Below are 24,478 nucleotides of genomic sequence, written 5' to 3' on the forward strand. Positions count from 1 at the left end.
GGTGCACCAGACAGGTGCACCAGACAAGGACGTCGCTTCTCCGGGTAGTCATAAAAATCAGATAAAAATCTATTTAGAGTTTCTTTGAAATTTTCACAGACTAGCATTTTAAATTTTTCATTATTACTTTTTAACACTATAAATTTAGAATTTTTAGGCTTAACTTTACGTCTATGGGGTTCCAAGTTGACTTTTAAAATTATCCATTCCAAAACTTGGATACCCCAAATAGTGAGACATGCTCTGAATCACTTGGAACTCAACACTATATTTTGTATGAAAATATTTTAAAGTTATTGAATAAATTTAAATTTGAGCTTGTTTCCCTATATAAATCTATCGACAACAAATTAGTTATAGACTAAAAATATAATTATTAAAAATTCTATATTTTTAGCCTATAACCTAAGTAAACTAATATATTATTTTAAAATTGAATTATTTTTGTACATCTTTTTTTCAACTAAATAAAAGAATAAAGTTATAGCTAAAAGATCTGCACATCCTCCAGGACTAACTCTATTTTTCAAAAATTCTTCTTCTAGTTCTTTTATTTTTTCTTTTCCTTCTTTTGTTTTCATTCCACCTAATTTTATAATTTCTTCTGCCTTTTCATGTGAAATCCCTAACATTTCTATAGAATGTCTATGTATTATATTACAGTCATCTAAATATATCATTATAGCAATAAGTACATGTACTAGTCTATCATTTAAAGTTAAATCTTTTTCTTTTTTTAAAATATCTAATGCATAATCAAAAACTAATGGTAGACCTTTTTCCACTTGCCCTCTTATACCTTCTATTCCATAATCCACATACAATTGTTCTCCATATGTAAGTTTTTTATTTTTATCTATATTCTTAAGTTCTCTTTCTACTATGCCTTCTGTCATATCTTTAATTATATTTTTTATATCAGAAAAGGAAATATTATCATGTAATGCCTTTGCTGTAGCACTTATAGATACACCTAATAAAAATATCATACCTTTATGAGTATTGATTCCATCAGTACTTTCAAACATTGCTCTTTCAGCATCTATTCCTACTTTTCTTATTGCTTTAAAAATTTCTTTTGGACTTTTTTCGCTAAATCCTTCATTAGCAAATAAAATCATATATTTATGTAATGCAGAACAACTTTGTATAAATGTGTAATAATCCATATCATTGTGAGAACCTGTTGAAATTGGTGAAACTAATCCTGGTGATGGATAACAACTAGCTTCACTTAACATAGCTTCATTTGCTAACGCGCCTAACTTAAAGGATATTTCTTTTATGTCATAATTCTTATTCATTTTACTTCTCCATATATCTTTTCACTGCTTTTATTATAAACTCTTCTACTTCTTCTACTGTGTGATTCTTACTTCTAATGCATTCATGTGCATAGTTTCCACATAAATAACATGTTCTTTTATCAAAACCTAAACTTTGTCTACTAATAGATGAAATACTACCTTCATATACATCCAAATCTAAAAATCTACCTAATAAATGGGTATTTTCTATTTCAATGGTTCTTCTTTTTGCTGTATTTCCATCTAATTTTAATATTAATACTATGTAAGGACCTTCAGCTGAACTTTTTTCTATAATATGTTCTATCCTATCATTAAAAACCTTTATAAGTTCCTCTCGCCCTTTTTCTATAATATAATCACTTATGTAATTTTCTTTATTATTCCCTGGATAATTAACTCTTGCTACTACAATAGTATTTTTATAATTTTCTATAAGAGCTTCAATAAGATTAACTCTTTCTTCTCTTGCATCTAAAATCGCATTAGCTTTTAAAATTTCTTCTTTATTCATATTATTTGGAGAATTTAACTTTAAATCTCTTCTCCATTTCTCAACTCCTCCCTAACTTTTCAAAGATATAACTCCTTATCCAAATCATATATTTAATTTTAAACATCAATATATCATGTTTCTTTACAATTATACAATAATAATTCCTATGATAAACTAATAATAATTTGAAATATTTTAAAATATAATAAAACAAGAAAGAAATTTATTAAACCTCTCTCTCGCTAAACCTATACATGATTCAAATCTAGAGTTTTATTCTATTACTTCTATAGTGTCTCCAGCTTTTACTTTTCCACCTTTTATTACTTTAGTGAAAATACCTTCTTTAGGCATTATACATTTTCCCACTGCTTGTTTAATAGCACATCCACTATGACACTCTTTTCCTATTTGAGTAACTTCTTGAATAGTTTCTCCAATTTTAAGCAAAGTTCCTACTGGAAGTGTATAAAGTACCATTCCCTCTGTTGTTATGTTTTCTGCAAACTTTCCTGGGATTAATCCTTCCACTCCTAAATTAGTCATTTTATCTATACTTTCTTGAGCTAATAAACTTACTTGTCTATGCCACTTTCCACCATGAGCATCCTCTTTCAGCCCAAAATCTTCTTCAAAAACTCCAACCTCTATAGGCTGCTTTATTATACCTTTTTTATCACTTATATTTATTGATATTACCTTTCCAGTAACATTATTTTTCATAATATTCCTCCTAAATATCTTTATATGTATATATTATTTTCTTTCGTAATTTCCACTCTTACCACCAGTTTTTTTTATAAGTTTTATCTCACCTATAATCATGTCTTTATCTACTGCTTTACACATATCGTATATAGTAAGTGCTGTAACAGATACTGCTGTTAGTGCTTCCATTTCAACTCCTGTTTTTCCATAAGTAGATACTGTAGCTTCTATTTCTATCTCTGTATCTAATACATTAAATTTTATATCTGCACCAGTTAAAAATATATTATGACACATAGGGATTAAATCTGATGTTTTTTTAGCGCCCATTATTCCACCTATTTGAGCAACAGATAAAACATCACCTTTTTTTATTAATCCATTTTTTATTATGTTTATTGTTTCTTTATTCATTTTTATAGAGCCCACAGCTGTAGCTATTCTTTTTGTGTCATCTTTTCCACCTACATTTACCATATGAGCTCTTCCATTTTCATTAAAATGCGTAAATTCCATTTTTATCCTCCTATAGCTACCATATTTCTATTTATGTACTCACCATCTTCTAAGTTATGTCTTTGTGGTTTTTTATTTATAGCATTAATAATTATTTGTTTTACATCTTCACCATTTCTTAAAGGGTTCTTTAAATCAATTTCCTCATCAGAATGAAGACAAAGTTTTAATTTACCATCACAGGTAAGTCTAATTCTATTACAATCTTTACAAAAACTACATGATATAGAACTTATAAGACCTACTTTACCTTTAGCATTAGGTAATTTGTAGTATTTCGCTGGTGATGATATATCTTCACTTTTATCTTCCTCTAACCCCTTAACTTTGCTTAATATTGTTTCATTAGATATAAATTTACCTAAAGACCAATTTTTGCACTGACCTATTGGCATAAGTTCAATAAATCTAACATGTACATCTTCATCAATAGTTAAATTTACAAAATCTTTAATTTCATCATCATTAAAGCCTTTCACTAAGACCACATTGAATTTTATAGGAGAAATCCCCATTTGTTTTGCTTTCTCTATACCATTTAAAACTTTTTGTAGCTCTCCACCTCTTGTTATATATTTATATCTATCCTCATTAAAAGTATCTAAACTTATATTTAATCTATTTACCCCAAAAGCTTTTAACTCTTCTATGTAATCTTCTAATAATGTTCCATTTGTTGTTATAGAAAAATCTTTTATCTTTTCAATACTTCCTATATTTTTTATCAACTTTAGAACATTTTTTCTTACTAAAGGTTCCCCTCCAGTTATTCTTACTTTTGTTACCCCTAATTCAACAAATATCTTTGTTATTTCTTCTATTTCTTCTAGTGTTAATATTTCTTTATTATCTATTTTATTTATTCCTTGCTCCGGTATACAATACTTACATCTTAAATTACATAAATCCGTTACAGATATTCTTAAATAATTTATATTACGACCAAATGAATCAATCATCAAACTCTCCCTTCCTGAGTTTTTTTAAATTCTCAGTATAAGTTTCTAATTCTTTTTGTGTATTTAAGTTTATAAACATATTTAAACTATCATTATAATATTTTGCATCTTTTTCATCTATATAAACTGCATTAACATTATCAATAAGATAAGATATTGCTAACTTTTTTTCTAAAACTTGTTTTTCTATAACATCTATAACTTTTTTAGAATAAAATCCATTAAAAGGCTCGATTTTTCCATTCTTACTTTTAGTTATACATGCATCTAATTCTAACTTTTCTATTTTACTTTTCATAAATTTTATATAATCTAAATTTATGTTAGGCATATCACAGGCAATAAAATATGTATATTTGCTACTACTATTTTTAAGCCCTACATGTATACCACCTAAAGGCCCACAATTTTTTATTTCATCACTAATAATTTTATAATCTTTTTCAACATATTGTTCTGCCTTATTAGTAACAACTATAATTTCTTCAAATTCATTTTTTAACTTTTTAACTAATGAATCTATTAATCTATTATTATTTATTTCTAAAAACTGTTTGTCAAACCCCATTCTAGAGCTTTTTCCACCAGCCAGTATTATAGCTGTATTTGCTATATTTATATAATTATTATCTTTATTTTTTAATTTTGAATTCATATATTTCACCGTTTAACAATTATCTAGCACATTCACTTGCCTTGCCAGTAAGAATTTCTAATCCATGATGTAATGATTTTATTATATACTCTAATGATTCTCTAACTGCTTTAGGGCTTCCTGGAAGATTTATAATTAAAGTTTTATGTCTTATTCCACTAACTGCTCTAGATAACATTGCTCTTTTAGTAATAGTCATGCTATATGCTCTAATAGCCTCTGATATTCCAGGTACAAGCTTGTCTACAACCTCTAATGTCGCTTCTGGTGTAACATCTCTTTCACTAAATCCTGTACCACCGGTTGTAAGTATTAAATCCACATTAAGGTTATCACTACATTCTATAATTTCATTTGAAATCATATTTTTATCATCTGGAAGTACTATGTATTTTTCTACAGTGTATCCTACACTTTCTACTATCTCTTTTATAACTTTTCCACTATCATCAATTCTTTTATTTTCATATCCTTTATCACTACATGTTATAATGGCAACTTTAAACATATTTCTCCTCCTTGTAAATTAGACTTAAATACGAGCTTGTTTCCATATAAATTATTCTTACGAAAATTTAACACTAAAATTTATGACACTGCTAATTTTAATAATTAAAAATAGCAGTGTACATCTTTTTCAATATGTTTTCTTATTTAACTACATTCATAAGTTCAAGAGCAACTTGACTTCTTTTAGCTTCAACAGATTTTTCTATTTCTTTTGCTTCTATAATTCTTAATGCTTTTGTTGGGCATATTTCAACACAAGCAGGACCGCCTTCTCTTCCTATGCAAAGGTCACACTTGTTAGCTATCATTTTCTCTTTAAATTCTACATTCTTATCGTCACCAACTTTTAATCCATTTTGTAAGACTTTTTCCCCTTTATCATATTCTTCAACTATATCTATAGCTCCAAATGGACATGCTATAACGCAAGTCTTACAACCTATACAAGTACTTTTATCTATAAATATAACACCATCTTTATTTGTTATTGATCCATTAGGACATACATTTGCACATGGTGCATCTTCACAGTGTCTGCATTGAATTGGTGCACTTACATTTGCAGTTTTTATAACAGTTAAACGAGGGTTAAAATCTACATCATTGCTTTCTTGAGTAAATATGTTATCTTGTGAATGTGCAACTACGCAAGCAACCTCACAAGTTCTACATCCTATACATTTATTAGGATCTGCTACTACAAAAGTATTCATTATTTCTTCTCCCTTCTCATACCATATTTAGTGTGTAAAAGTTCATGTGATTTATGGCCTAACGGCTTTTCTAAAAATTCATCATATATCTTTTTAATATCAGGATTCTCATGAGATTTTCTTATTTTCAATGCTGAATCATGATTATATAGTGATTCTTTTCTCTTTTTATATGCAACTTGTCTATATTCTTCTAAAAGTAGTTTAGGTTGTCCACCGCCACTTACGCATCCATCTGGACAAGTCATTACTTCTACAAAATGATAATCACATTTTCCTAGCTTAACATCTTCCATAACTTTAGAAACATGTTTAAGACCTGAAACTACAGCTACTTTTAATTCTAATCCATCAACATCAACTGTAGCTGTTCTTATTCCTTCTGATCCTCTTATAAAATTAAGCTCTAGCTTTGGAATGCTTTTTTTGCTTATAAGTTCATAGCCAGTTCTTATAGCAGCTTCCATAACCCCACCAGTAGCTCCAAATATGTTTCCAGCTCCACTATAAGTTCCTAATGGAGTATCAAATGTATCTTCTTCTAAATTAGCAAAATCAATACCACTCTCTTTTATTAAATGAGCTAATTCTCTAGTAGTTATAACGCAATCTACATCTCTATATCCACTACTGTTCATTTCTTCTCTATCGCATTCGAACTGCTTACATGTACAAGGCATTACAGCTACACTATATATTTTACTTGGTTCTACTTTATCAATTTTTGCACCATACGTTTTAAATAAAACTCCTGCCATTTGTTGTGGAGATTTACAACTTGATAAATGATTTAAAAGTTCTGGATATGTATCTTCTGCAAATTTTACCCATGCTGGACAACAAGATGTGAACATCGGAAGATTCTTTCCTGTTGTAACTCTTTCTATTAGCTCACTACCTTCCTCCATTATAGTTAAATCTGCAGCAAAATTAGTATCATATACTCTATCAAAATTTAATACTTTAAGTGCCTTAGCTAATTTACCTGGAGTTAATGCTCCAAACTCCATTCCAAATTCTTCTGCTAATGCTACTCTAACTGCTGGAGCACATTGAACAATTTTATAAAGATTTTTATCTTTTAATTTTTCTTTTACCTCAATAACTTGTCCTAAGCTATATGCTGCAAAAATAGGTTCAGTAACTGTATCAAGCATTTTTCTTTCTTTTAGCTTTTCTTCTTTACTTGCTATTTCTTCTTGAAACTCAGAGGCATATACACTACAAGTCTGTATACATTGTCCACATAAAACACATTTATCTCTGTTTATGCTTTGTGGTTCTCCAGAAATTCCTTCTATAGCATTTACAGGACATATTTCAGCGCAACGTCTACATCCTGTACAAAGCTCTTTATCTATGTTAATTAAGCTTATATTCATCAATCGATCCTCCACTCTTATAAATAAGAATAATTATATGAATTGGTTTTACATATAAATAAATTTTATTTTTGATTATTTATAATTTTTGATAGGCTTTCCACTGCCTTTAAGTTACGAGCTTTTTTTGTTTCTTTTGGAGTTATAAGTGTTAGCGCATCTTTAGGACAAGCTTTCACACAGGCTGCCTCTCCATTTTCTTTACATAAATCACACTTATAAGCTATAATTTTACTTTTGCTTTCTAATTCATTTTCTATATATTGTTTTAAGTTACTTTGTAAAACTTCTTCACCATTTTTATATTCTGGCATTAATTCTATAGCACCAAATGGACATGCTAAAACACAGCTTTTACAACCTATGCAAGCTTTTTCATCTATAATTATTATTCCATCTTCTTGCTTTATAGCTGATGTTGGACAACTATTTGCACATGGTGCATCTTCACAATGCCTACATTGAATTGGCATTGTTATCTTTCCTACTTTTATACTATGTAGTCTTGGTGTAACTGGAGTTTTAATTGTTCCAACAACACCACTAACATTATTTTTTTTGCTATGTGCTACAAAACATGCTACTTCACAAACCTTGCATCCTATGCATTTATTTGGATTAGCTACAACAAAAGAATTAAGTGCAGTTTTCATAAATTTTATCACCTTTCAAGTATAATTATTTCTATTTCACTATTAAATTACTTTCTATTACCCTTTGACCATTAGAATATATATTCATTTTATTTTTTCTAACAAAACCAACTAAAGTTATATTAAGTTTATTTGCAAGGCTTACTGATAATGTAGTTGGTGCTGATTTTGATATGATAATTGGAATTTCCATCCTAGCTGCTTTTAATATCATTTCCAATGAAACCCTACCACTAAGTATCATTATCTTATCCTTTAATGATATTTCATTTTTTAGTGCATAACCTATAGTCTTATCCATAGCATTATGTCTAGCTACATCCTCACATATAACTAATATTTTTTCTCTGTCACTTAGAGCTATACTATGTACTCCACCAGTATTTTTAAATGTTTCAGAATAATTTAGGTTTTCCTTCATAAACTCAAAAATTTTATCTATTTCTATAGTAAGTTCACTTTCTACTGGATTACAGCAAAGTGAATCTAAAAATTTTTCTATATTTTCTTCAACTAAAACATTATTATTTTGAAACCTTATTTTTTTGCTTTGAAAACTTTTAGTATTTATTTCTTTTAAATTTGTTTCTATATATGCAGTTCCTTTATTCATATCTAATTTTAAAGATGTAATATCTTTTATACTATCTATAAGGTTTTCTGTTCTTAAAAAGCCTATAGCTAACTCTTCTAGATTTTCCGGACTACATAAAAGTGTTGCTATTTTTTTATTGTTTAAAAAAATAGTCATTGGATATTCACAAACTAATAGCTCTTCACAAGAAGTTTTTTCTCCATTATCTATTTTTAAAACAGTATAATCTAAAGTTTTATTCATAATTACCCCGCTATATAAAATTTATTTTTCATTTAGTATTTTATCTTCAATAAACTTAACTACTTCCATGGGATTATTAATATCTAAAACTTTTATATCAGTATCTAACTCTTCATCACTAGCTACTGCTATAAAAGTATCTTTTTTAAAGTTTAAATTATTATATAAAAAGTTGTTATCTACAACATTTCTGTGCACTTCAATTTTAGGATATCTATTATTTTTAAATCCTTCTATTATAATTAAATCAACATCTTTAAAAAGAGGTAATATGTCCTCAATAGTTCTCTCTTCTTTTAAAGTCTGTATCATTGCTAATTTAGTAGAAGATGAAATTATAACATTGTCTGCTCCGGCCTGTGCAAATCTATAAGTATCCTTACCTTCTTTATCCATTTCGAACTTATGTGCATCATGTTTTAAAACTCCAACCTTCCAATTTTTCTCTTTTAAAATTGGGATTAATTTTTCAATTAAAGTTGTTTTACCAGTTCCTGATTTTGTTGCAACTATAGAAATAATTTTAGGATATACTTTCTTATTTAAAGATAAATTTTCCATAAACCTTATCTCCTATATTTATTTCTCTTACATCTTCATTCATAATTATTATTCCATTAGCTTTACTCATAGTCATAAGATGATTTGAACATTGATTTCCTAAATCATTAGCATAATATATTCCATCTTTTTCAGTTATATTTACATATATATATTTTCTTCTATTGTTTTTTGCTTTAAATTTACTTGCTGCCAATATAGAAATAATATCATCTTCAATTTTATTAAATCCACTTATATTTTTAATAGCTGGTTTTACAAACTCTTCAAAAGTTGTTATAAGAGATAACGGGTTTCCTGGTAAGCCAAAAAAGAATTTATTTTTAACTGTTGCAAAAGTTACTGGTTTTCCTGGCTTTATTGCTACTGATGTAAAATTAATTTTTGCGCCTATTTCTTCTAAGACATCTTCAACAAAATCAAAATCTCCAGCTGAAACACCACCAGATGTAATTACTATATCTGCACTTTCTAAGCCTTCTGTGATTTTTCCTTTTAAAATCTCTTTTTTATCCGACGCTATACCTAAAGATATAAAATCTAAATTTAAATTTTTACATAAAGCCATAAGTGAATATTCATTAGAATTTCTTATCTTCCCTTTTTCAAGAGCTTCATCTATGTTTAGTAATTCATCACCAGTTGATATTATTGCTATTTTAGGAATTTTATAAGTTAAAACTTTACTATAGCCTAGAGATGCTAAAAAACCTATTTCAGTAGGTCTTATAACTTTCCCTTTTGGTATTGCTAAATCCCCAACATTTATTTCTTCACCCATTTTTATAATATTAGTATCTTTTTTAACAACATCAGATATTATTAATTTGTTTTCTTTACATTCTACTTTTTCAATTTGTATTACTGCATTAGCACCCTTAGGTACCGGTGCTCCTGTCATAATTTTTATAGCTTGACCTTGTTTTAATTCATCTTCGTAATACTCTCCAGCTCTTATTAATCCTACTATATCAAGCTCTGCATTGATTCCACTTTCACATACTGTAGTATCTTCAAACTTTATAGCATAGCCATCCATAGCAGATTTATCAAAAGGTGGTAAAATATCTTTTGAGTAAATATCTTCTGCTAAAACCCTATTAAGTGATGATATAATATCTACTCTTTCTAAGTCTGTAATCTTTGTTTCTTCTTTAATTATTTTCAATGCTTCTTCTATAGTAATCATATTTTTATCCTTTCAAAATGAAATATTATAACATTTTAATCTTAAGTCTTTTCCTAAGCTGATTTTTATTAATTTTATATTTTCATATAAAACTAAATTATAAAGTTAATTAATTAACAATTTCACCTATATATTCATATGAGCAAAGCTCCTATTTAAACAAATATTTTTATCACTTGATGAAAATAAGTAGAAATTAAGTTAGTTAATAGTTAAAAGGTAAGAATTGAAGAAATTTATAATTATGAATAAAACTTTACTCCCTGTTTTTTTGAATCAAACATTACTAGGAACAAAGTAAGGAGTAATAACCTCAACCCTTAACTCTTAACTAAAATATTAACTTGAATTTTCTCACTTGATAAATAAATAACTTTCAAACTTAGTTTAAAACCTTATATTTACAATTTATATAAGTTTTTAACTAATAATGTAGTTTATGAGCTTTTAGAAACACCCATTTGTTTTTTTATGTTATCATATGTTTCTTTTACGTGGTTTTCAGCCCACTGTTGATCTTCTATTTTTTCTACTTTAATTGCACAATATTTAAATTCCGGTGTTTTTGTTATTGGATCAACAAAGTCACTTGTTAATTCATTACAAGAACCTACCCACCATTGGTAAGTCATATATGTAGCACCCTTTTTTACTCTTTCTGTAACTAAAGCTCTAGTTAGTATGCTACCTCTTCTTGATGTTACTCTAACTAACTCTTCTGACTCTATATTAAGCTCTGTAGCATCTTCTGCACTTATTTGAATATATCCTGGTTCATCTGCTAACTCTTTTAAAGCTCTACAGTTACCTGTCATAGTTCTTACAGAGTAATGTCCAACTTCTCTTACTGTTGATAAGCTTAGAGGATATTCTTCATCTGGCATTTCACCTGGTGCTCTCCATTCAGCTGCAAATAAATTTCCTTTTTCATTTTCAGTTGAAAATTTATTTCCTTCATATAAATAAGGTGTTCCTGGATGGTCTTCAGTTGGGCATGGCCATTGAATTCCACCTAATTCTTCAAGACGTTTATAACTTGCTCCTGCAAAGCTTGGACAAAGACTTCTCATTTCATCCCAAATCTCTTCTGTGTTTTTATAGCTCATTGGGTATCCCATAGCTGTAGCTATTTCACAGATAATTTGCCAATCTGGTTTTGCTTCACCTTTAGGTTCAACAGCTTTTCTAAATCTTTGGAATCCTCTATCAGCGCTAGAGTAAACCCCTTCATGTTCTCCCCAAGCAGTTGCTGGAAGAACAACATCTGCATGAAGCGCTGTTTTATTCATAAATATGTCTTGTACTATTACTAAATCTATGTTGTCTAAAGTTTCCCTTACCTCTGCTGCATTTGGGTCACTTTGAACTGGATCTTCTCCAAATATGTAATAAGCTTTTATTTTATCTTCATGAAGAACTAAGTGAGGTATTTCTGTTAACTTATGTCCTGGCTTATTTGAAAGCTTTACATTCCAAGCCTTTTCAAATTTTTCTCTTGCAGCATCATCTGTAACTTTTTGGTATCCTGGGAATACGTCTGGAAGAGTTCCCATATCACATGTACCTTGTACATTGTTTTGTCCACGAACTGGACCTATTCCAACACCAGGTCTTCCATAATTTCCTGTTAAAAGTGCAAGAGATGCTAATCCTTTAACTACATCTACAGCTTGTGAGAATTGACAAACACCCATTCCATAAAGAATCATAGCATTTTTAGCTTTTGCATATTCTCTCATAGCTTTTCTTATATCATCAGCTTTTACTCCTGTTATTTTTTCAGCATATTCTGGAGTGTACTTTTCTACTTGTTTTTTATATTCTTCAAATCCATTTGTATATTTTTCTACATAATCTCTATCATAAAGATTTTCATTTATTAAGACATTACCAAATGCATTAACAAGTGCCATATTTGTGCCACCTTTTAACGCTAACCATAAATCTGATATTCTTCCTGTTTCTGTAAGTCTAGGGTCCACTGATATTATTTTTGCCCCTTTTTCCTTTGCCTTAACAATTCTTCTCGCAACAATTGGATGTGAATCTGCTGCATTATAACCAAATACAAATAATAAATCCGTATCTTCTATTTCTGGTATTCCGTTAGACATTGCACCATTTCCTAATGAGTAAGCCAGACCGGCTACTGAAGGAGCATGTCACACTCTAGCACAGTGATCTACATTGTTTGTTCCAATTACTGCTCTCATAAATTTTTGCATTACATAGTTTGCTTCATTTCCTGGTCCTCTAGCTGAACCTGTTCCCATAATAGCATCTGGACCATATTTAGCTTTTATAGCTAATAATCTTTCTGCTACAAATCTTACAGCTTCATCCCATGAAACTTCTTCTAATTCACCATTTTTTCTTATCATAGGTTTTTTTAGTCTTGGAGTTAAAAGTTGAGGATCATTTAAGAAATCCCATCCATAATATCCTTTAAGACATAAATTTTCTTCGTTTGTTCTACCGTTGGCTGCTTCAGCTCTTACTATTTGTCCATCTTTAACTACCAAATTTAGCTGGCAGCCTCCGCCACAATATGGACATACAGTTAGTATTTTCTTTTCCATAAAATTCTCCTTTTGTTGTGTTTTTTATATTCTTACTATAAAAAAGTAAAAAATATCTCATTATAATATCATTCTAGAGTATCATATTTGCACAGTCAAACTATAATATTAATGATAATTTGCCATTTTTAACTCACATTTTATATAAAACTCATAATTCAACATAATAATAGTTTTTTCGATAAATATATACACATTTTTACGATTCATAAATGATGTTTTATACTGAAAATTTTCACATTAATGCTCCATCTTTTATGTTGATTATTCTATCACCTAAAAGCTTAGCTTCATATGTATCATGGGTAACTAGTATTATGCTCACATCACATACTTTTTTAAATTCCAAAAACTCTTTATACACTAGCTCCTTAGTTTTACTATCTAATGCTGAAAATGGTTCATCCATAATCATAATATTAGGTTTTATTGCTAAAGCTCTTGCCAAAGCTACCCTTTGTTTTTCTCCTCCAGATATTTCTTTTGGATACCTATTTTTCAAATGATCTATTTTTAAAATTTCCATTACATATTCACCATGACTTTCATCAACTTGGCAGTTTTTATTGTTTTTCACGCCAAACATAATGTTGTCTTTTACCGTCATATGAGGAAATAGACCATAATTTTGAAATACATATCCAACGCCTCTATCCTTTATTGGCAAATTTATATTTTTTTCACTAGAATATACTATTTTATCGTTCAAAATTATTTCACCTTTATCCGGATTTGTTATTCCACTTATACAATCGAATATACTAGTCTTTCCTGAACCAGATGGACCTTGTATAACTAATATTTCTTTATCTAATTTTATTTTTATATTTAAATCAAAGTAGTTTAACTTCTTAAATATTTCAATATAATTCATTTTCATGCTCCTAAATTAAATTTTTTCATATTAATATTTTTTAGATTTACTCCATCTATTCAATCCGTAAACAATTATAAAGCTAAATACAATTACTATAGTCATTAAAATATTTGCAGTCTTATTATCTCCACCCTCTGCTGCAAAATATATAGCTAGAGGTATTGTTTGAGTCTTTCCTGGTATATTTCCAGCTACCATAAGAGTAGCCCCAAACTCACCTATGGACCTTGCAAAGGCTAACACTATACCACTTATTATTCCTTGAAATGCTAAAGGAAAGGATATTTTCCAAAATATAGTCCTCTCATCTGCTCCAAGAGTTCTTGCTACATTTTCATAAAGTATATCTATATTTAAAAATGCACTTTTGACACTTTGATACATTAATGGCAATGCTACAATAGTTGAAGCAATACACGCTGCTGTTATATTAAATATAAGCTTTTTATTAAAAAGTTCTAAAAATATTTTTCCAATTATTCCATTACTACCAATGATCATTAATAGACCATAACCAATAACAGAAGGTGGCAATACCATAGGTAGCATTATAATTGTTTCTAAAATATCTTTTCCTTTAAAATTGTATTTTGTAAATATTCTAGCTAAAAATATACCTAACATTAATGTAATCAAAGTAGATATGCTTGATACTTTAAGCGATATTATTATTGGCTCCAATATCATATCTACACCTACTTATTAATATTAAATCCATGCTTTTCAAATATATTCATACTTTCTTTTTCCTTTAAGTACTCCATAAATTTTTCAGCACTTTCTTTTTTCTCACTATTTGAAATAAGGGCACATGGATAAACTATAGGACTATGTGTACTTTCATCAAAAGTTTCAGCTATGTAAGAGTTTTTTAATTCCATTGCATCTGATTTATATACTATACCTGATGTTACTTCGTTATTATCAACATAATATGCTACTTGTTTTACATCTTTAGAATATATCAGTTTATTTTCAATTTGATTCCATAGATTTAATTTTGTAAGTGCTTCTTTTGCATATTGACCTGCTGGCACAGATTCAACAGTTCCTATTGACATATCTTTATTTTTTGAAATAACATCATTAACATTTTTTATTTCTTCTTTATTTGCATTAGAAACAATTAAAACTAATTCATTTTTTAATAAATCCAATCTACTATCATTAACTATTAAATTCTTATTTTCTAATTGATCCATTTGTTTTTTTCCTGCTGAAATAAATAAATCTACTGGAGCACCTTCTTCTATTTGTTTTTGAAGGGTTCCTGATCCGCCAAAGTTAAAAGTAACTTTTATTCCACTTTCCTTCTCAAAAATTGGCTCTATTTCTTCTAGACTTTCTTTTAAGCTTGCTGCAGCAGATACAGTTATTTCTTCTTCAGTATTTTTTGTATCTTGCTTACTGCATCCTACCAAGGTACCTACCACTGTAGATATTAGAATCATACTCATAATTTTTTTTAATTTTGTCACTTTAAATTCCTCATTCCCTAAAATATTTTTATATAAGATACTATAGAGTTCTAAACTCAATCCTAAATGGAGCTTGTTTCCCTATATCTTTGGACACGTAAAAAAATAATAGACTAAAATAAAAAGTAATCTTGTATCGCAAATAGGTTCTGCCATTGGTAATTTTTAGCAGAACCTATGGACCAAAAAAGAAACTGGTCTATTATTTAAAGCTAATATAATATTAAACAAACATGGATTTTTCTTTAGTGTGGTGTATTATTATTTTTTATTTTTTCTATAATTTCAATAGCATCATCACTATTTAAAAATTCAAAAGTTGTTTTTGGTACTATTTTTTCTATTTCATCCATTTTTCCTTCTCTTATAAGTTCTCTAACTCTAGATGCGCTTATAGGCACTTCATCCTCTGCTTTTCTTTTTACTTCTATAACTTCTGTTGAAAAAGTTGGTAATATTTCTTTTAATGTATCATTATATGATTTAGTTACCACACAATATGGTTCCTCACCTACATATCGTTTATTTATATTAAATTCTTTGCAGAAATATTTTCCAAATATCTTTGCATCTAAATTAGTATATGCTTTTAAAACCTCATCTTTTTTCCTTATAAAGTATGATGGGAACGTAGCAGATGATATTATATATTCTCCACCAGGAATTACCTTTACATTTTTTAAATGAGCGCATCCTTTTTTCACTAAATCATATCTAACTTTAAATGGGAATAAAGATTTATCTTCCTCTACAACAAATACAATAACTTCCTCATTTTCACTTGCAGCTTTCTCAACTAAATATAAGTGACCTAAAGTAAATGGATTACAGTTCATAACTAGTGCTGCTTTTTTTATATTATTTTTTAAATCGTATTTCTCACCAATTTTATTTAAACAAGAATTTATATTATAAACCCCATTTTCTAATAGCGCTACCTTTTCTACCTCTTCTATTAATTTATATCCAAGACCTGAAAAAATTGCTACATTACTTGGTTTAGTAAATATGAAACTATGATACTTACCTTCCTCAAATAATTTATCATTTACTGCATTTAATAAAGTTGCAGATACCCCTTCACCTCTTAAATCATCATCTACAGCAAAACATTTAAATATACTTCCACCTTTAGAACATGTAGCTTTTATCTCGCCATCTACCCTAATAACAACAGTGTAATCTACATCTTTATCTAGTTCTAAATCGAACTTATTTAAAAATATTTCAACTTCTTCTCTATATATTTCTTTTTTTATGTTAACTTTTTCTAAGTTTAAATTATACACTTAACATCACCACCATAATTCTTTTGTTTTTAAATTGAACACAAGACAATTATACAATATTTGTTGATAATATTATAATTTTTTGATAAATTCTTATAAAAATTAATTAAGAAATCTCTAATAATTTATTTATTATGACAAAAGCTGCCCTGAAATTTAATCTTATTTCAAGACAGCCATATATTTCCAAAATCCTATTTTAAATAATAATTTATTGATTTTTAAGCTACTTTTTCTGAATTATTATTTTTGTTTTTTTTATTCATGTTAATCATTAATAAATATATAGGTACTCCTATAACTAATCCACCTAGACCCCATAATATTTTTTCCATTGAGGATTGAACTAGTAACCATCCACTTACTACTACTGCTAAAATTGGAATTACTGGTCCTAATGGAATTCTAAATGAACTTTTTAAATCTGGTCTTTTCTTTCTTAAAACTAGCACTGATAAACAAGTTGGAACGTATTGTGCAAATCTTGATACAACACTTATCGCCGCTAATTTAGTAAAGCTTCCTGATAATGCAACTGGGATAGTTAATGCAACTGTAACTATTATTGCTATGTATGGTGTTCCTTTTTTATTATATTTATTTAAACACTTAGGTAATAATCCATCTTCTGCTAAAGCTACTGCTGTTCTTGGAGTAATAAATGATGCTGCTATATTAATTCCACCTATTGAAATTAATGTACCTGCTGTTACTAATATTCCACCCCATGAACCTAAAAATACTGCTGAAGCATCTGCCACTGGAGTTTTAGTTAATGCTAATTGTTCACCTAATATACCTATAGAAACTGTTTGAATTAATAGATATACTACTGATACTATAATCATTACTGTTATTATTGCTTTTGGTATATTTTTTTCTGGATTTTCCATATCTTCAGCTGCAACTGCTATAGATTCAAATCCAGTAAATGCATAAAATATTAAAAGTGCTGCTGCTCCAAATGAACCGCCTTGATATACTCCACTTGGAAATACTGGGGTAAAGTTAGATCCTTTTATAAAGAATATTCCTACTGCTATAAAAATAAATAAAGGTACTAATTTTCCTACAGTTATTATATTATTTAAAACTTTTGAAATGCTAACACCTAATATATTTATTATTCCAAGTCCGCCTAAAATTACTATAATTATTATATTTTTCATCATGCCTTCACCAGCTGCTGGCCATACTGCTGATAATGCTGTAACAAACCCAACTGCCATTGTTGCCCAAGCTATAATTCCTATAGCCCATTTCATAAATCCTACTTCAAATCCTACAAAACTTCCAAAGGCTTCCTTAGCATAAACATAAGGCCCCCCATTTTTGCTAAACATTCCACCAACCTCTGCAAAACATAGTGCTATACTAACTACTAATAGCATGTCAAATAATATTACACCTAAACTAGCTGGTCCTATAAGTTCCATTGCTTGATTAGGAAGCAAGAATATTCCTGATCCTATAATTGAGTTAATTCCAAGCAATACAATACTCCAAAAGCCTATCTTTTTTTTGTTGCTCATAGAAAAACTTCACCTCATCCTTTAATTATTCTTCCTTATTTACATTCTTTTATAAAATATTTGAATATGTTTAACATATTTTCATCTACACCAGCTAACATTTCTGGATGCCACTGAATTCCCATAACTAAAGGTTTTTCTATCCTTTCTATCGCCTCAACTACCCCATCTTTTGCTCTAGCTACTACTTTAAAACCTGGAGCCACCTTGTTTACAGCTAAATGATGAAATGAATTACAACATGTAACGTCCCCTAAAAGTTGATTTAGTACCGAATTTTTTTCAATGGATATTGTATGAGTTTTTACATCTGATAATTCACCTTGATTATGTTTTATATAACATCCATCAATTAAAGTTAAATCTTGATATAAACTTCCACCATTAGCTACATTTATAACTTGATGTCCTCTGCATATTCCAAGTATAGGCATTTTCCTAGCCATTGCCTTTTTTATTATTGAAAAATCAAATTTATCTCTATCTGGATAAATTCCACCTAATTTTTGGTGTGGTTCTTCATTAAATAATAATGGATCAATATCATGTCCTCCTGATAAAATTAATCCATCTACCATGTTTATTTGAGCTTCTATAATTTCATCATCCATATTCATTGGTATGATAAGTGGTATTCCACCTGCATTTATAACAGCTTTTACATAGTCGTTATTTACATAAGATCTTTTATATCCTGGAAACATGCCTCCTTGGTCTATAATCATACTTCCTGAGATGCCTATAATTGGTCTTTTGTTCATGAAATTGTCCTCCTAAAAATTAAATTTAAAAAATTTCCCCTACAATAACTTATATAAGCAAAAATCATGCCAACTTTTAAACTTAACTAAATAAATGCATTTATATATACCTTTCTCATCTAATAATTAGAAAAGATTTATAATTTAAAATAATCCATAATAAAAATAGGTAAATAAATAGGTGAGTTTTTATTCTCAACTCACCTATTTGCTTACCTATTTTTAATTATTTTCAAAAATTCTTTACCTTTTTCTGTTATACTGCTACCTTTTCTACCTTTTCCACTAACAACAATATTTAACTTGCTTAAATCTACTAAAATTTTCCTAATTTCATTTTCTGTAACTTCATATTTCTTTTTACTTAAAATTTTGACTAAATTATTTCTTCCAACATTTTCTTTTATACTATTAAAAAATTCTATTTCTTTTAATATTTCATATACAATCTTAAAACTATACTTATTTTCTAAAAAACTTTCTATTTCATCAAATTCATCTCTTTTATGTTCCACATTAAAGTAATAAGGTAAATCATTTATTGTTATTCTATCATTACACATAAGAGATAAATATGAGGCTAAATTTTGTAGTTCTCTTACATTTCCTGGCCATGTATGATTTAATAATTCCTTTTTCACTAGTGGATCTACATATTTTATATCCCTATTCATGAAATATATAAGTAAATCCAATATATCTTCTTTTCTTTCATTTAATGGCGGAATATTTAAAGGAAGAACATTTAATCTATAATATAAATCCCCTCTAAATTTCCCTTCATTTACTAATTTGAATAAATCCTGATTAGTTGCAGCAATAACCCTTATGTTTATATCTATAACTTTATTTGATCCAACCCTTACTAGCTGCCTTTCTTGCAACACTCTTAAAAGTTTAGTTTGCAGATATAACGGCATATCACCTATTTCATCTAAAAAAATAGTTCCATTATTAGCTTGCTCAAATAAACCTTTTTTCCCTTCCTTTAACGCTCCAGTAAAGGCTCCAGCCTCATACCCAAACAATTCACTTTCTAATAAATTTTCTGGCATAGCAGCACAATTTACTGCAATAAAAGGTTGTTTGTTTCTTAGAGAATTATTGTGTATTGATTGAGCAAAAAGTTCCTTCCCAGTTCCACTTTCCCCTAATATTAATACAGTTAAATCTGATAATGAGATTCTTAGGGCAAGTTCTATACATTCTTGCATTGGTTTAGAATTAGTTATTATATTATTAAAATTATATCTGGCTATATGTCCTTTTTCTCTTATTTTTTTACTTAAATTTTGTTCTAATTGGCGTATATATGTAATTTCTTGAATATGATAATATATTCCTGTTTCTAATCCAAAGCTTGTTATTTTGCACTTATTAACACTTAAAAATTTATTATTAAATTCTATTACCTCATCTTCTAAGCAATCTTCATTTAATAAACTAAGTATTTTTTCATCTAGAATATTGTTTATGTTTTTTCCTATTATATCTTTATAGATTCCTAACATTTTTTTTGCTTTTTCATTACAAATATTTATTCTTCCTTCTAGTGATGTAAATATTATTCCGTTATTAGATAAATTTATGATAGTATCTAATTCCTCATTTTTCAAAAACAGTTCCTTATACTTATCTCTTATCCCTATATCAACATTTACTAACTTTTCTGAATATTTGATAAGGTTGCTATGTATTAATTTGTTATTTTCCTCTTCCACATCTAAAAAACTTATTATTTTTATAAAAGTGGACACATCTATCTTTCTATCACCTACATCAATTATTTCTCTTACATATGTAGGAACTGATTTACTTTCACCTGGTGTAATTGCAACTTTAAAGTTACTATAATCTATCTCATCATAATATGGAACTAAATTTATATGATTTATTCCTAACTCATAAAAAAAACTTACAATCTCATATGTTGTTTCTTTATTATCATTAACTACTAATACATCAGTACCTTTAGGTATGCTAAATATTTTCATCATAGATTCTTCTTCTATTGTTCTTTTAATAACTATAACTTTAGCATCACCTTTTATATGTTTTTTTATTTCAAAAGCTCTTTCTTTTATCATTACTAGAACAATTTCATCTTCTATTTGAAGACTATCATTTATTGTATTTAAAAAATAATTATTTATTGATATTTTATTTCCTAACACTTCTTCTAAATTTTCTCGAAGAAAATTTGCTAGTCTAGCATTTGTGTCTGTTATAACTGCAATAGACTTCACATTATCACTCCTTATCAACTAAATTATAAAACCACATTTTTACATACTTTTTATCATATAAATATATTGCCTAATTATACTTTTTTAACAAGCTCCAACTTAAATTTACACATCAAATTTTTGTTATAAGTTAAGAAAAATAAGTACAAATATAGTTAGTTAAGTATTAACTTTTAACTAAAATAATCTGTTAGTTATTGATAAAATATTAATTTGGAACCCTGTATCTTATTTAAATAAATTTATAATATTTTATTTGCATTTATTAACTGTAAAATTAAGATATCACATTATAACAGCTTTTTTTATATACTATATTGTAATCTAATTTTAAATATCAAAAACAATAGCATTAAACTATTTTAATCCAAATTCCCATCTTAATTCATTAATTGAAAATGTTGGACAAGTTTTTTTTTGATGAATATAAATTTAAAATTTGTTTAATGTAAAATAAATATTTGAATTCTTCAATTCCTCAAGTAGAACTTTTTAATATATAAAAAGTTTAATATTTATTAATTTGAGTGGTGAATCTTATGAACTTTCCAACACAATCGCCTTCTTGGAATACACTTAGAGATAAAATCTATTATACTATAGGTAAAGATCCTTATGTCGAAGTAAGTAATCTTGTGCCTCTTGAAGATGGCAATTACACCTTAAAAATAAAAGTATATCGTAGCATAAATAAAGCTAAAGCCTTAAGGGCTATACTTTCAAAAGAATATAAAGTAGAAGATGTAACCGTTAATGTAATCATATTAGATTCAGACAATAATGAAATTACCGTTGGTCCTTTGTCCAATTATACAATTAATGATATTGCATCAATATTTTGCATAGCTCTTCATTCTAATAGATTATTTAATGGTGTTATTATAACAGATGGGTTATTGCTTGCAGAACAAGAGGATATGATTGGTCAAATTGTAGTAATAATAAATAAAAATGTAGTTCAATTTTATAATAGCAATTTATCAGACCTTTATGGAAATTATACTGAATTAGCTACAAATATTTTTGAAGAACTTTTAATTAAAGAGTATCCTTTAAATATCAAAGTATCCTTTTCAACTAGCGATGATTCTTGTGAACTACAAAATAATTTATATTGTTATTAATTATATAGGAACTAACGTTTAAATTATTTACTAGCATAATAAATTTACAAATAATTTATTATGCTAGTTTTTCTTATTATTTATGAAATTTACATCTATCTTTTAAACATTGATCATTTATTTTGCTATAATTACATTTTAAATTTTCTTTCTTTTCAAGTTGCACATTTAATTTTTCTTTAGTAAAATCAACGGCAGTTTCTAAAGCTAAAAAAGTATCTCTCTTACAACATCTAGGTCCACCAAAAGATGCTATTTTTTCCAACGCTTTAGCTGTTATTAAGTTTGATAATCCCCATTTTTCCTCTGACAATGGACTTGCACCTAATATTAAACTTATGTAAATTCCAGTACCTACAGCAGCACCACAGGCACCATAAAATCCACAAAAGCCTCCTAAAACATTTTTAGCCCTTTTCCCACCTTCATTAAGTAACTTTTCTAAATTAGTCCTATCACCTATAGAATTTAAATAAGCTGTAACCAATACTGCTGGAACTAAATAATGATGCTCTGGCCCATGCATTTTAACTGATGGATGTTTCATTAAATCTAATGCCATTTCCATCGGATTAATACTATTACTTTTTAAGCAATATTCTTTTATTATTTCGAAAGCACCTAAACTATGGCAACTATCACAAACATAATGCCCTGATTTGCAACTTGCATTAGAGCTAAATTTTTTCTTACAAAAGTAGCACTCCATTTCTTTACTTTCATCAAAGTATTCTAACTCTTCACCACATATTAAACAATTAAATTTATTTTCCATAACTTCACCTCATAATAGTAAAATATATCTATAGTATAACGCCATTTTTTTATAATTGTATATAGTTAAAGCATCTTTTAATTTTTTCTTATTAAAAGATGCTTTAGTTCTATTTTATCCGGCAATTTTATCAGTATTATTTTTCATTCTCAATTTTATACTTTCTAATATTAATTTCATATATCCGTGAGTTCTAGGTGCTAATTTTTTTAATTTTTCTTCATCTATATTATACAATGCAAAACATTGAGCCCAATATTCTTTTTCTGTTTGAGCATAAGCTAGCCCTTGCTTATTAAATAATTTAGCACGTTCATCTTTATATATTTTTTTAAATACATCACTTAAGGAAGGTTCAAGTCCCATGCCATAAAATTTCTCTATAGCATCTATAGCATGCCCAAGCTCATGAAGCAAAACATAATGATGTCCATAATATCTAGTTGAAACATACCCTTTTAAATACTGGGGTAAATTAATAAAAGCTCCCCCTATATCCATATTTCCTAAATCATAACCTATTTCATTTTTAACTATATTTCTTATAGATTTCTTTGTAATATACATTTTCACTTCATAATAATTGTAATATTGTAAAAGATATAGTGGAATTTTACTAAGTTCTTCTTCATATTGCTTTAGCACACAACATGGAACATCATATTCCTTGTATAATATATTTTTTATATAAAACCATTTTAAATCTGCCTTTATCTTAAGTTTATTATTTTTTCCCACTGTTATATCTACATCACTACAAAATGGCAGCAACATAAGAAATAACTCCAGTGTCCCATCCTTTTTCATGAATATCACTCCTAGAATAAGGCATCCTTAATATTTTAAAAGAAGTAACTTTTATTCTTATAATATTTATAAATTTATTTTACTTCTATTTCAAATATAAATTTATAAGGTTCCAAGTTGACTCTTAAAATTATCTATTCCAAAACTTGGATACCCCAAATAGTGAGACATGCTCCGAATCACTTAGAATTCAACACTACATCTTGTGTAAAAATATTTTAAGGTTGTTGAATAAATTTAAATTGGAGCTTGTTTCCCTATATAGGGTTCCAAGTTGACTCTTAAAATTATTCATTCCAAAACTTGGATACCCCAAATAGTGAGACATGCTCCGAATCACTTAGAATTCAACACTACATCTTGTGTAAAAATATTTTAAGATTGTTGAATAAATTTAAATTTGAGCTTGTTTCCCTATATAGGGTTCCAAGTTGACTCTTAAAATTATTCATTCCAAAACTTGGATACCCCAAATAGTGAGACATGCTCCGAATCACTTAGAATTCAACACTACATCTTGTGT

25 protein-coding genes are annotated in these 24,478 nt (G+C 28.0%); 1 reads left to right on the plus strand and 24 read right to left on the minus strand.

Annotation, left to right across the window (positions count from 1 at the left end; translation table 11 throughout):
- The 22 genes from ACYUE0_RS15765 to ACYUE0_RS15870 all read right to left on the minus strand — a co-directional run.
- Window positions 1-212 (minus strand): hypothetical protein (locus tag ACYUE0_RS15765; RefSeq protein WP_460271493.1); only part of this gene is annotated, 212 nt, incomplete at its 3' end.
- Window positions 213-422: 210 nt separating this feature from the next.
- Complete coding sequence (citG, locus tag ACYUE0_RS15770) at window positions 423-1,304, minus strand: triphosphoribosyl-dephospho-CoA synthase CitG (RefSeq protein WP_460271495.1); 882 nt, start codon at window positions 1,302-1,304, stop codon at window positions 423-425.
- 1 nt (window position 1,305) lies between these two features.
- Window positions 1,306-1,821, minus strand: coding sequence for a citrate lyase holo-[acyl-carrier protein] synthase (citX, locus tag ACYUE0_RS15775; RefSeq protein ID WP_061995357.1), 516 nt, complete (start codon window positions 1,819-1,821; stop codon window positions 1,306-1,308).
- A 255-nt stretch (window positions 1,822-2,076) separates the two neighbouring features.
- A complete protein-coding gene (locus ACYUE0_RS15780; protein WP_061995358.1) occupies window positions 2,077-2,526 on the minus strand; it encodes an MOSC domain-containing protein in 450 nt (149 codons plus the stop codon).
- A 33-nt stretch (window positions 2,527-2,559) separates the two neighbouring features.
- The gene (gene moaC, locus ACYUE0_RS15785) at window positions 2,560-3,033 is read right to left on the minus strand and encodes a cyclic pyranopterin monophosphate synthase MoaC (RefSeq protein WP_275934978.1); all 474 of its coding nucleotides are present in this window, start codon (window positions 3,031-3,033) and stop codon (window positions 2,560-2,562) included.
- Entirely contained in the window at window positions 3,030-3,986 is a 957-nt protein-coding gene (moaA, locus tag ACYUE0_RS15790) for a GTP 3',8-cyclase MoaA (RefSeq protein WP_460271498.1), read from the minus strand. Before moaA ends, moaC begins: the two co-directional genes overlap by 4 nt.
- On the minus strand, window positions 3,979-4,641 hold the full coding sequence (locus ACYUE0_RS15795; protein ID WP_460271500.1) for a molybdenum cofactor guanylyltransferase: 663 nt from the start codon (window positions 4,639-4,641) through the stop codon (window positions 3,979-3,981). The genes moaA and ACYUE0_RS15795 overlap by 8 nt, the downstream gene beginning before the upstream one ends.
- Before the next feature lie 19 nt (window positions 4,642-4,660).
- Window positions 4,661-5,149, minus strand: a complete 489-nt coding sequence (locus tag ACYUE0_RS15800; protein WP_460271502.1) for a MogA/MoaB family molybdenum cofactor biosynthesis protein — start codon at window positions 5,147-5,149, stop codon at window positions 4,661-4,663.
- A gap of 142 nt (window positions 5,150-5,291) precedes the next feature.
- Window positions 5,292-5,864, minus strand: coding sequence for a 4Fe-4S dicluster domain-containing protein (locus ACYUE0_RS15805; RefSeq protein WP_460271503.1), 573 nt, complete (start codon window positions 5,862-5,864; stop codon window positions 5,292-5,294).
- Window positions 5,864-7,246 (minus strand): [FeFe] hydrogenase, group A, encoded by a 1,383-nt coding sequence (locus tag ACYUE0_RS15810; protein ID WP_216450693.1) that lies wholly within the window; start codon window positions 7,244-7,246, stop codon window positions 5,864-5,866. Before ACYUE0_RS15810 ends, ACYUE0_RS15805 begins: the two co-directional genes overlap by 1 nt.
- Before the next feature lie 65 nt (window positions 7,247-7,311).
- Entirely contained in the window at window positions 7,312-7,899 is a 588-nt protein-coding gene (locus ACYUE0_RS15815; protein WP_216450694.1) for a 4Fe-4S dicluster domain-containing protein, read from the minus strand.
- Between the two features lie 31 nt (window positions 7,900-7,930).
- Window positions 7,931-8,737 (minus strand): formate dehydrogenase accessory sulfurtransferase FdhD, encoded by an 807-nt coding sequence (fdhD, locus tag ACYUE0_RS15820; protein WP_216450695.1) that lies wholly within the window; start codon window positions 8,735-8,737, stop codon window positions 7,931-7,933.
- Between the two features lie 21 nt (window positions 8,738-8,758).
- Window positions 8,759-9,298 (minus strand): molybdopterin-guanine dinucleotide biosynthesis protein B, encoded by a 540-nt coding sequence (mobB, locus tag ACYUE0_RS15825; protein ID WP_216450696.1) that lies wholly within the window; start codon window positions 9,296-9,298, stop codon window positions 8,759-8,761.
- Window positions 9,276-10,487: a molybdopterin molybdotransferase MoeA gene (locus ACYUE0_RS15830; RefSeq protein WP_460271507.1), complete on the minus strand. Its 1,212-nt coding sequence runs from the start codon at window positions 10,485-10,487 to the stop codon at window positions 9,276-9,278. Before ACYUE0_RS15830 ends, mobB begins: the two co-directional genes overlap by 23 nt.
- A gap of 437 nt (window positions 10,488-10,924) precedes the next feature.
- Window positions 10,925-13,066: a formate dehydrogenase subunit alpha gene (gene fdhF / locus ACYUE0_RS15835; protein WP_216450698.1), complete on the minus strand. Its 2,142-nt coding sequence runs from the start codon at window positions 13,064-13,066 to the stop codon at window positions 10,925-10,927.
- Between the two features lie 235 nt (window positions 13,067-13,301).
- Window positions 13,302-13,940 carry an ATP-binding cassette domain-containing protein gene (locus ACYUE0_RS15840; protein WP_010295114.1) on the minus strand — a complete coding sequence of 213 codons (639 nt, stop codon included), beginning with the start codon at window positions 13,938-13,940 and terminating at the stop codon, window positions 13,302-13,304.
- A gap of 30 nt (window positions 13,941-13,970) precedes the next feature.
- The gene (gene modB, locus ACYUE0_RS15845; protein WP_010295116.1) at window positions 13,971-14,630 is read right to left on the minus strand and encodes a molybdate ABC transporter permease subunit; all 660 of its coding nucleotides are present in this window, start codon (window positions 14,628-14,630) and stop codon (window positions 13,971-13,973) included.
- A gap of 8 nt (window positions 14,631-14,638) precedes the next feature.
- Window positions 14,639-15,400, minus strand: a complete 762-nt coding sequence (modA, locus tag ACYUE0_RS15850) for a molybdate ABC transporter substrate-binding protein (RefSeq protein WP_460271520.1) — start codon at window positions 15,398-15,400, stop codon at window positions 14,639-14,641.
- A 266-nt stretch (window positions 15,401-15,666) separates the two neighbouring features.
- Window positions 15,667-16,710 carry a [citrate (pro-3S)-lyase] ligase gene (citC, locus tag ACYUE0_RS15855; protein ID WP_460271510.1) on the minus strand — a complete coding sequence of 348 codons (1,044 nt, stop codon included), beginning with the start codon at window positions 16,708-16,710 and terminating at the stop codon, window positions 15,667-15,669.
- A gap of 221 nt (window positions 16,711-16,931) precedes the next feature.
- Complete coding sequence (locus ACYUE0_RS15860) at window positions 16,932-18,242, minus strand: APC family permease (protein WP_061995371.1); 1,311 nt, start codon at window positions 18,240-18,242, stop codon at window positions 16,932-16,934.
- A 35-nt stretch (window positions 18,243-18,277) separates the two neighbouring features.
- Window positions 18,278-19,003 carry a gamma-glutamyl-gamma-aminobutyrate hydrolase family protein gene (locus tag ACYUE0_RS15865; RefSeq protein WP_199870423.1) on the minus strand — a complete coding sequence of 242 codons (726 nt, stop codon included), beginning with the start codon at window positions 19,001-19,003 and terminating at the stop codon, window positions 18,278-18,280.
- Between the two features lie 212 nt (window positions 19,004-19,215).
- On the minus strand, window positions 19,216-21,249 hold the full coding sequence (locus ACYUE0_RS15870; RefSeq protein ID WP_460271512.1) for a sigma-54 interaction domain-containing protein: 2,034 nt from the start codon (window positions 21,247-21,249) through the stop codon (window positions 19,216-19,218).
- Window positions 21,250-21,788: 539 nt separating this feature from the next.
- Between ACYUE0_RS15870 and ACYUE0_RS15875 the strand changes: the two genes are divergently transcribed.
- Window positions 21,789-22,373 carry a hypothetical protein gene (locus tag ACYUE0_RS15875; protein WP_460271514.1) on the plus strand — a complete coding sequence of 195 codons (585 nt, stop codon included), beginning with the start codon at window positions 21,789-21,791 and terminating at the stop codon, window positions 22,371-22,373.
- 76 nt (window positions 22,374-22,449) lie between these two features.
- Here the strand turns inward: ACYUE0_RS15875 and ACYUE0_RS15880 are convergent, their stop codons facing one another.
- Window positions 22,450-23,148, minus strand: a complete 699-nt coding sequence (locus ACYUE0_RS15880) for a DUF5714 domain-containing protein (protein ID WP_460271516.1) — start codon at window positions 23,146-23,148, stop codon at window positions 22,450-22,452.
- A 114-nt stretch (window positions 23,149-23,262) separates the two neighbouring features.
- Window positions 23,263-23,955 (minus strand): anthrax toxin lethal factor-related metalloendopeptidase, encoded by a 693-nt coding sequence (locus ACYUE0_RS15885; protein ID WP_460271518.1) that lies wholly within the window; start codon window positions 23,953-23,955, stop codon window positions 23,263-23,265.
- Window positions 23,956-24,478 lie beyond the last annotated feature (523 nt).

This window comes from Clostridium sp. CTA-19 (assembly GCF_054767855.1).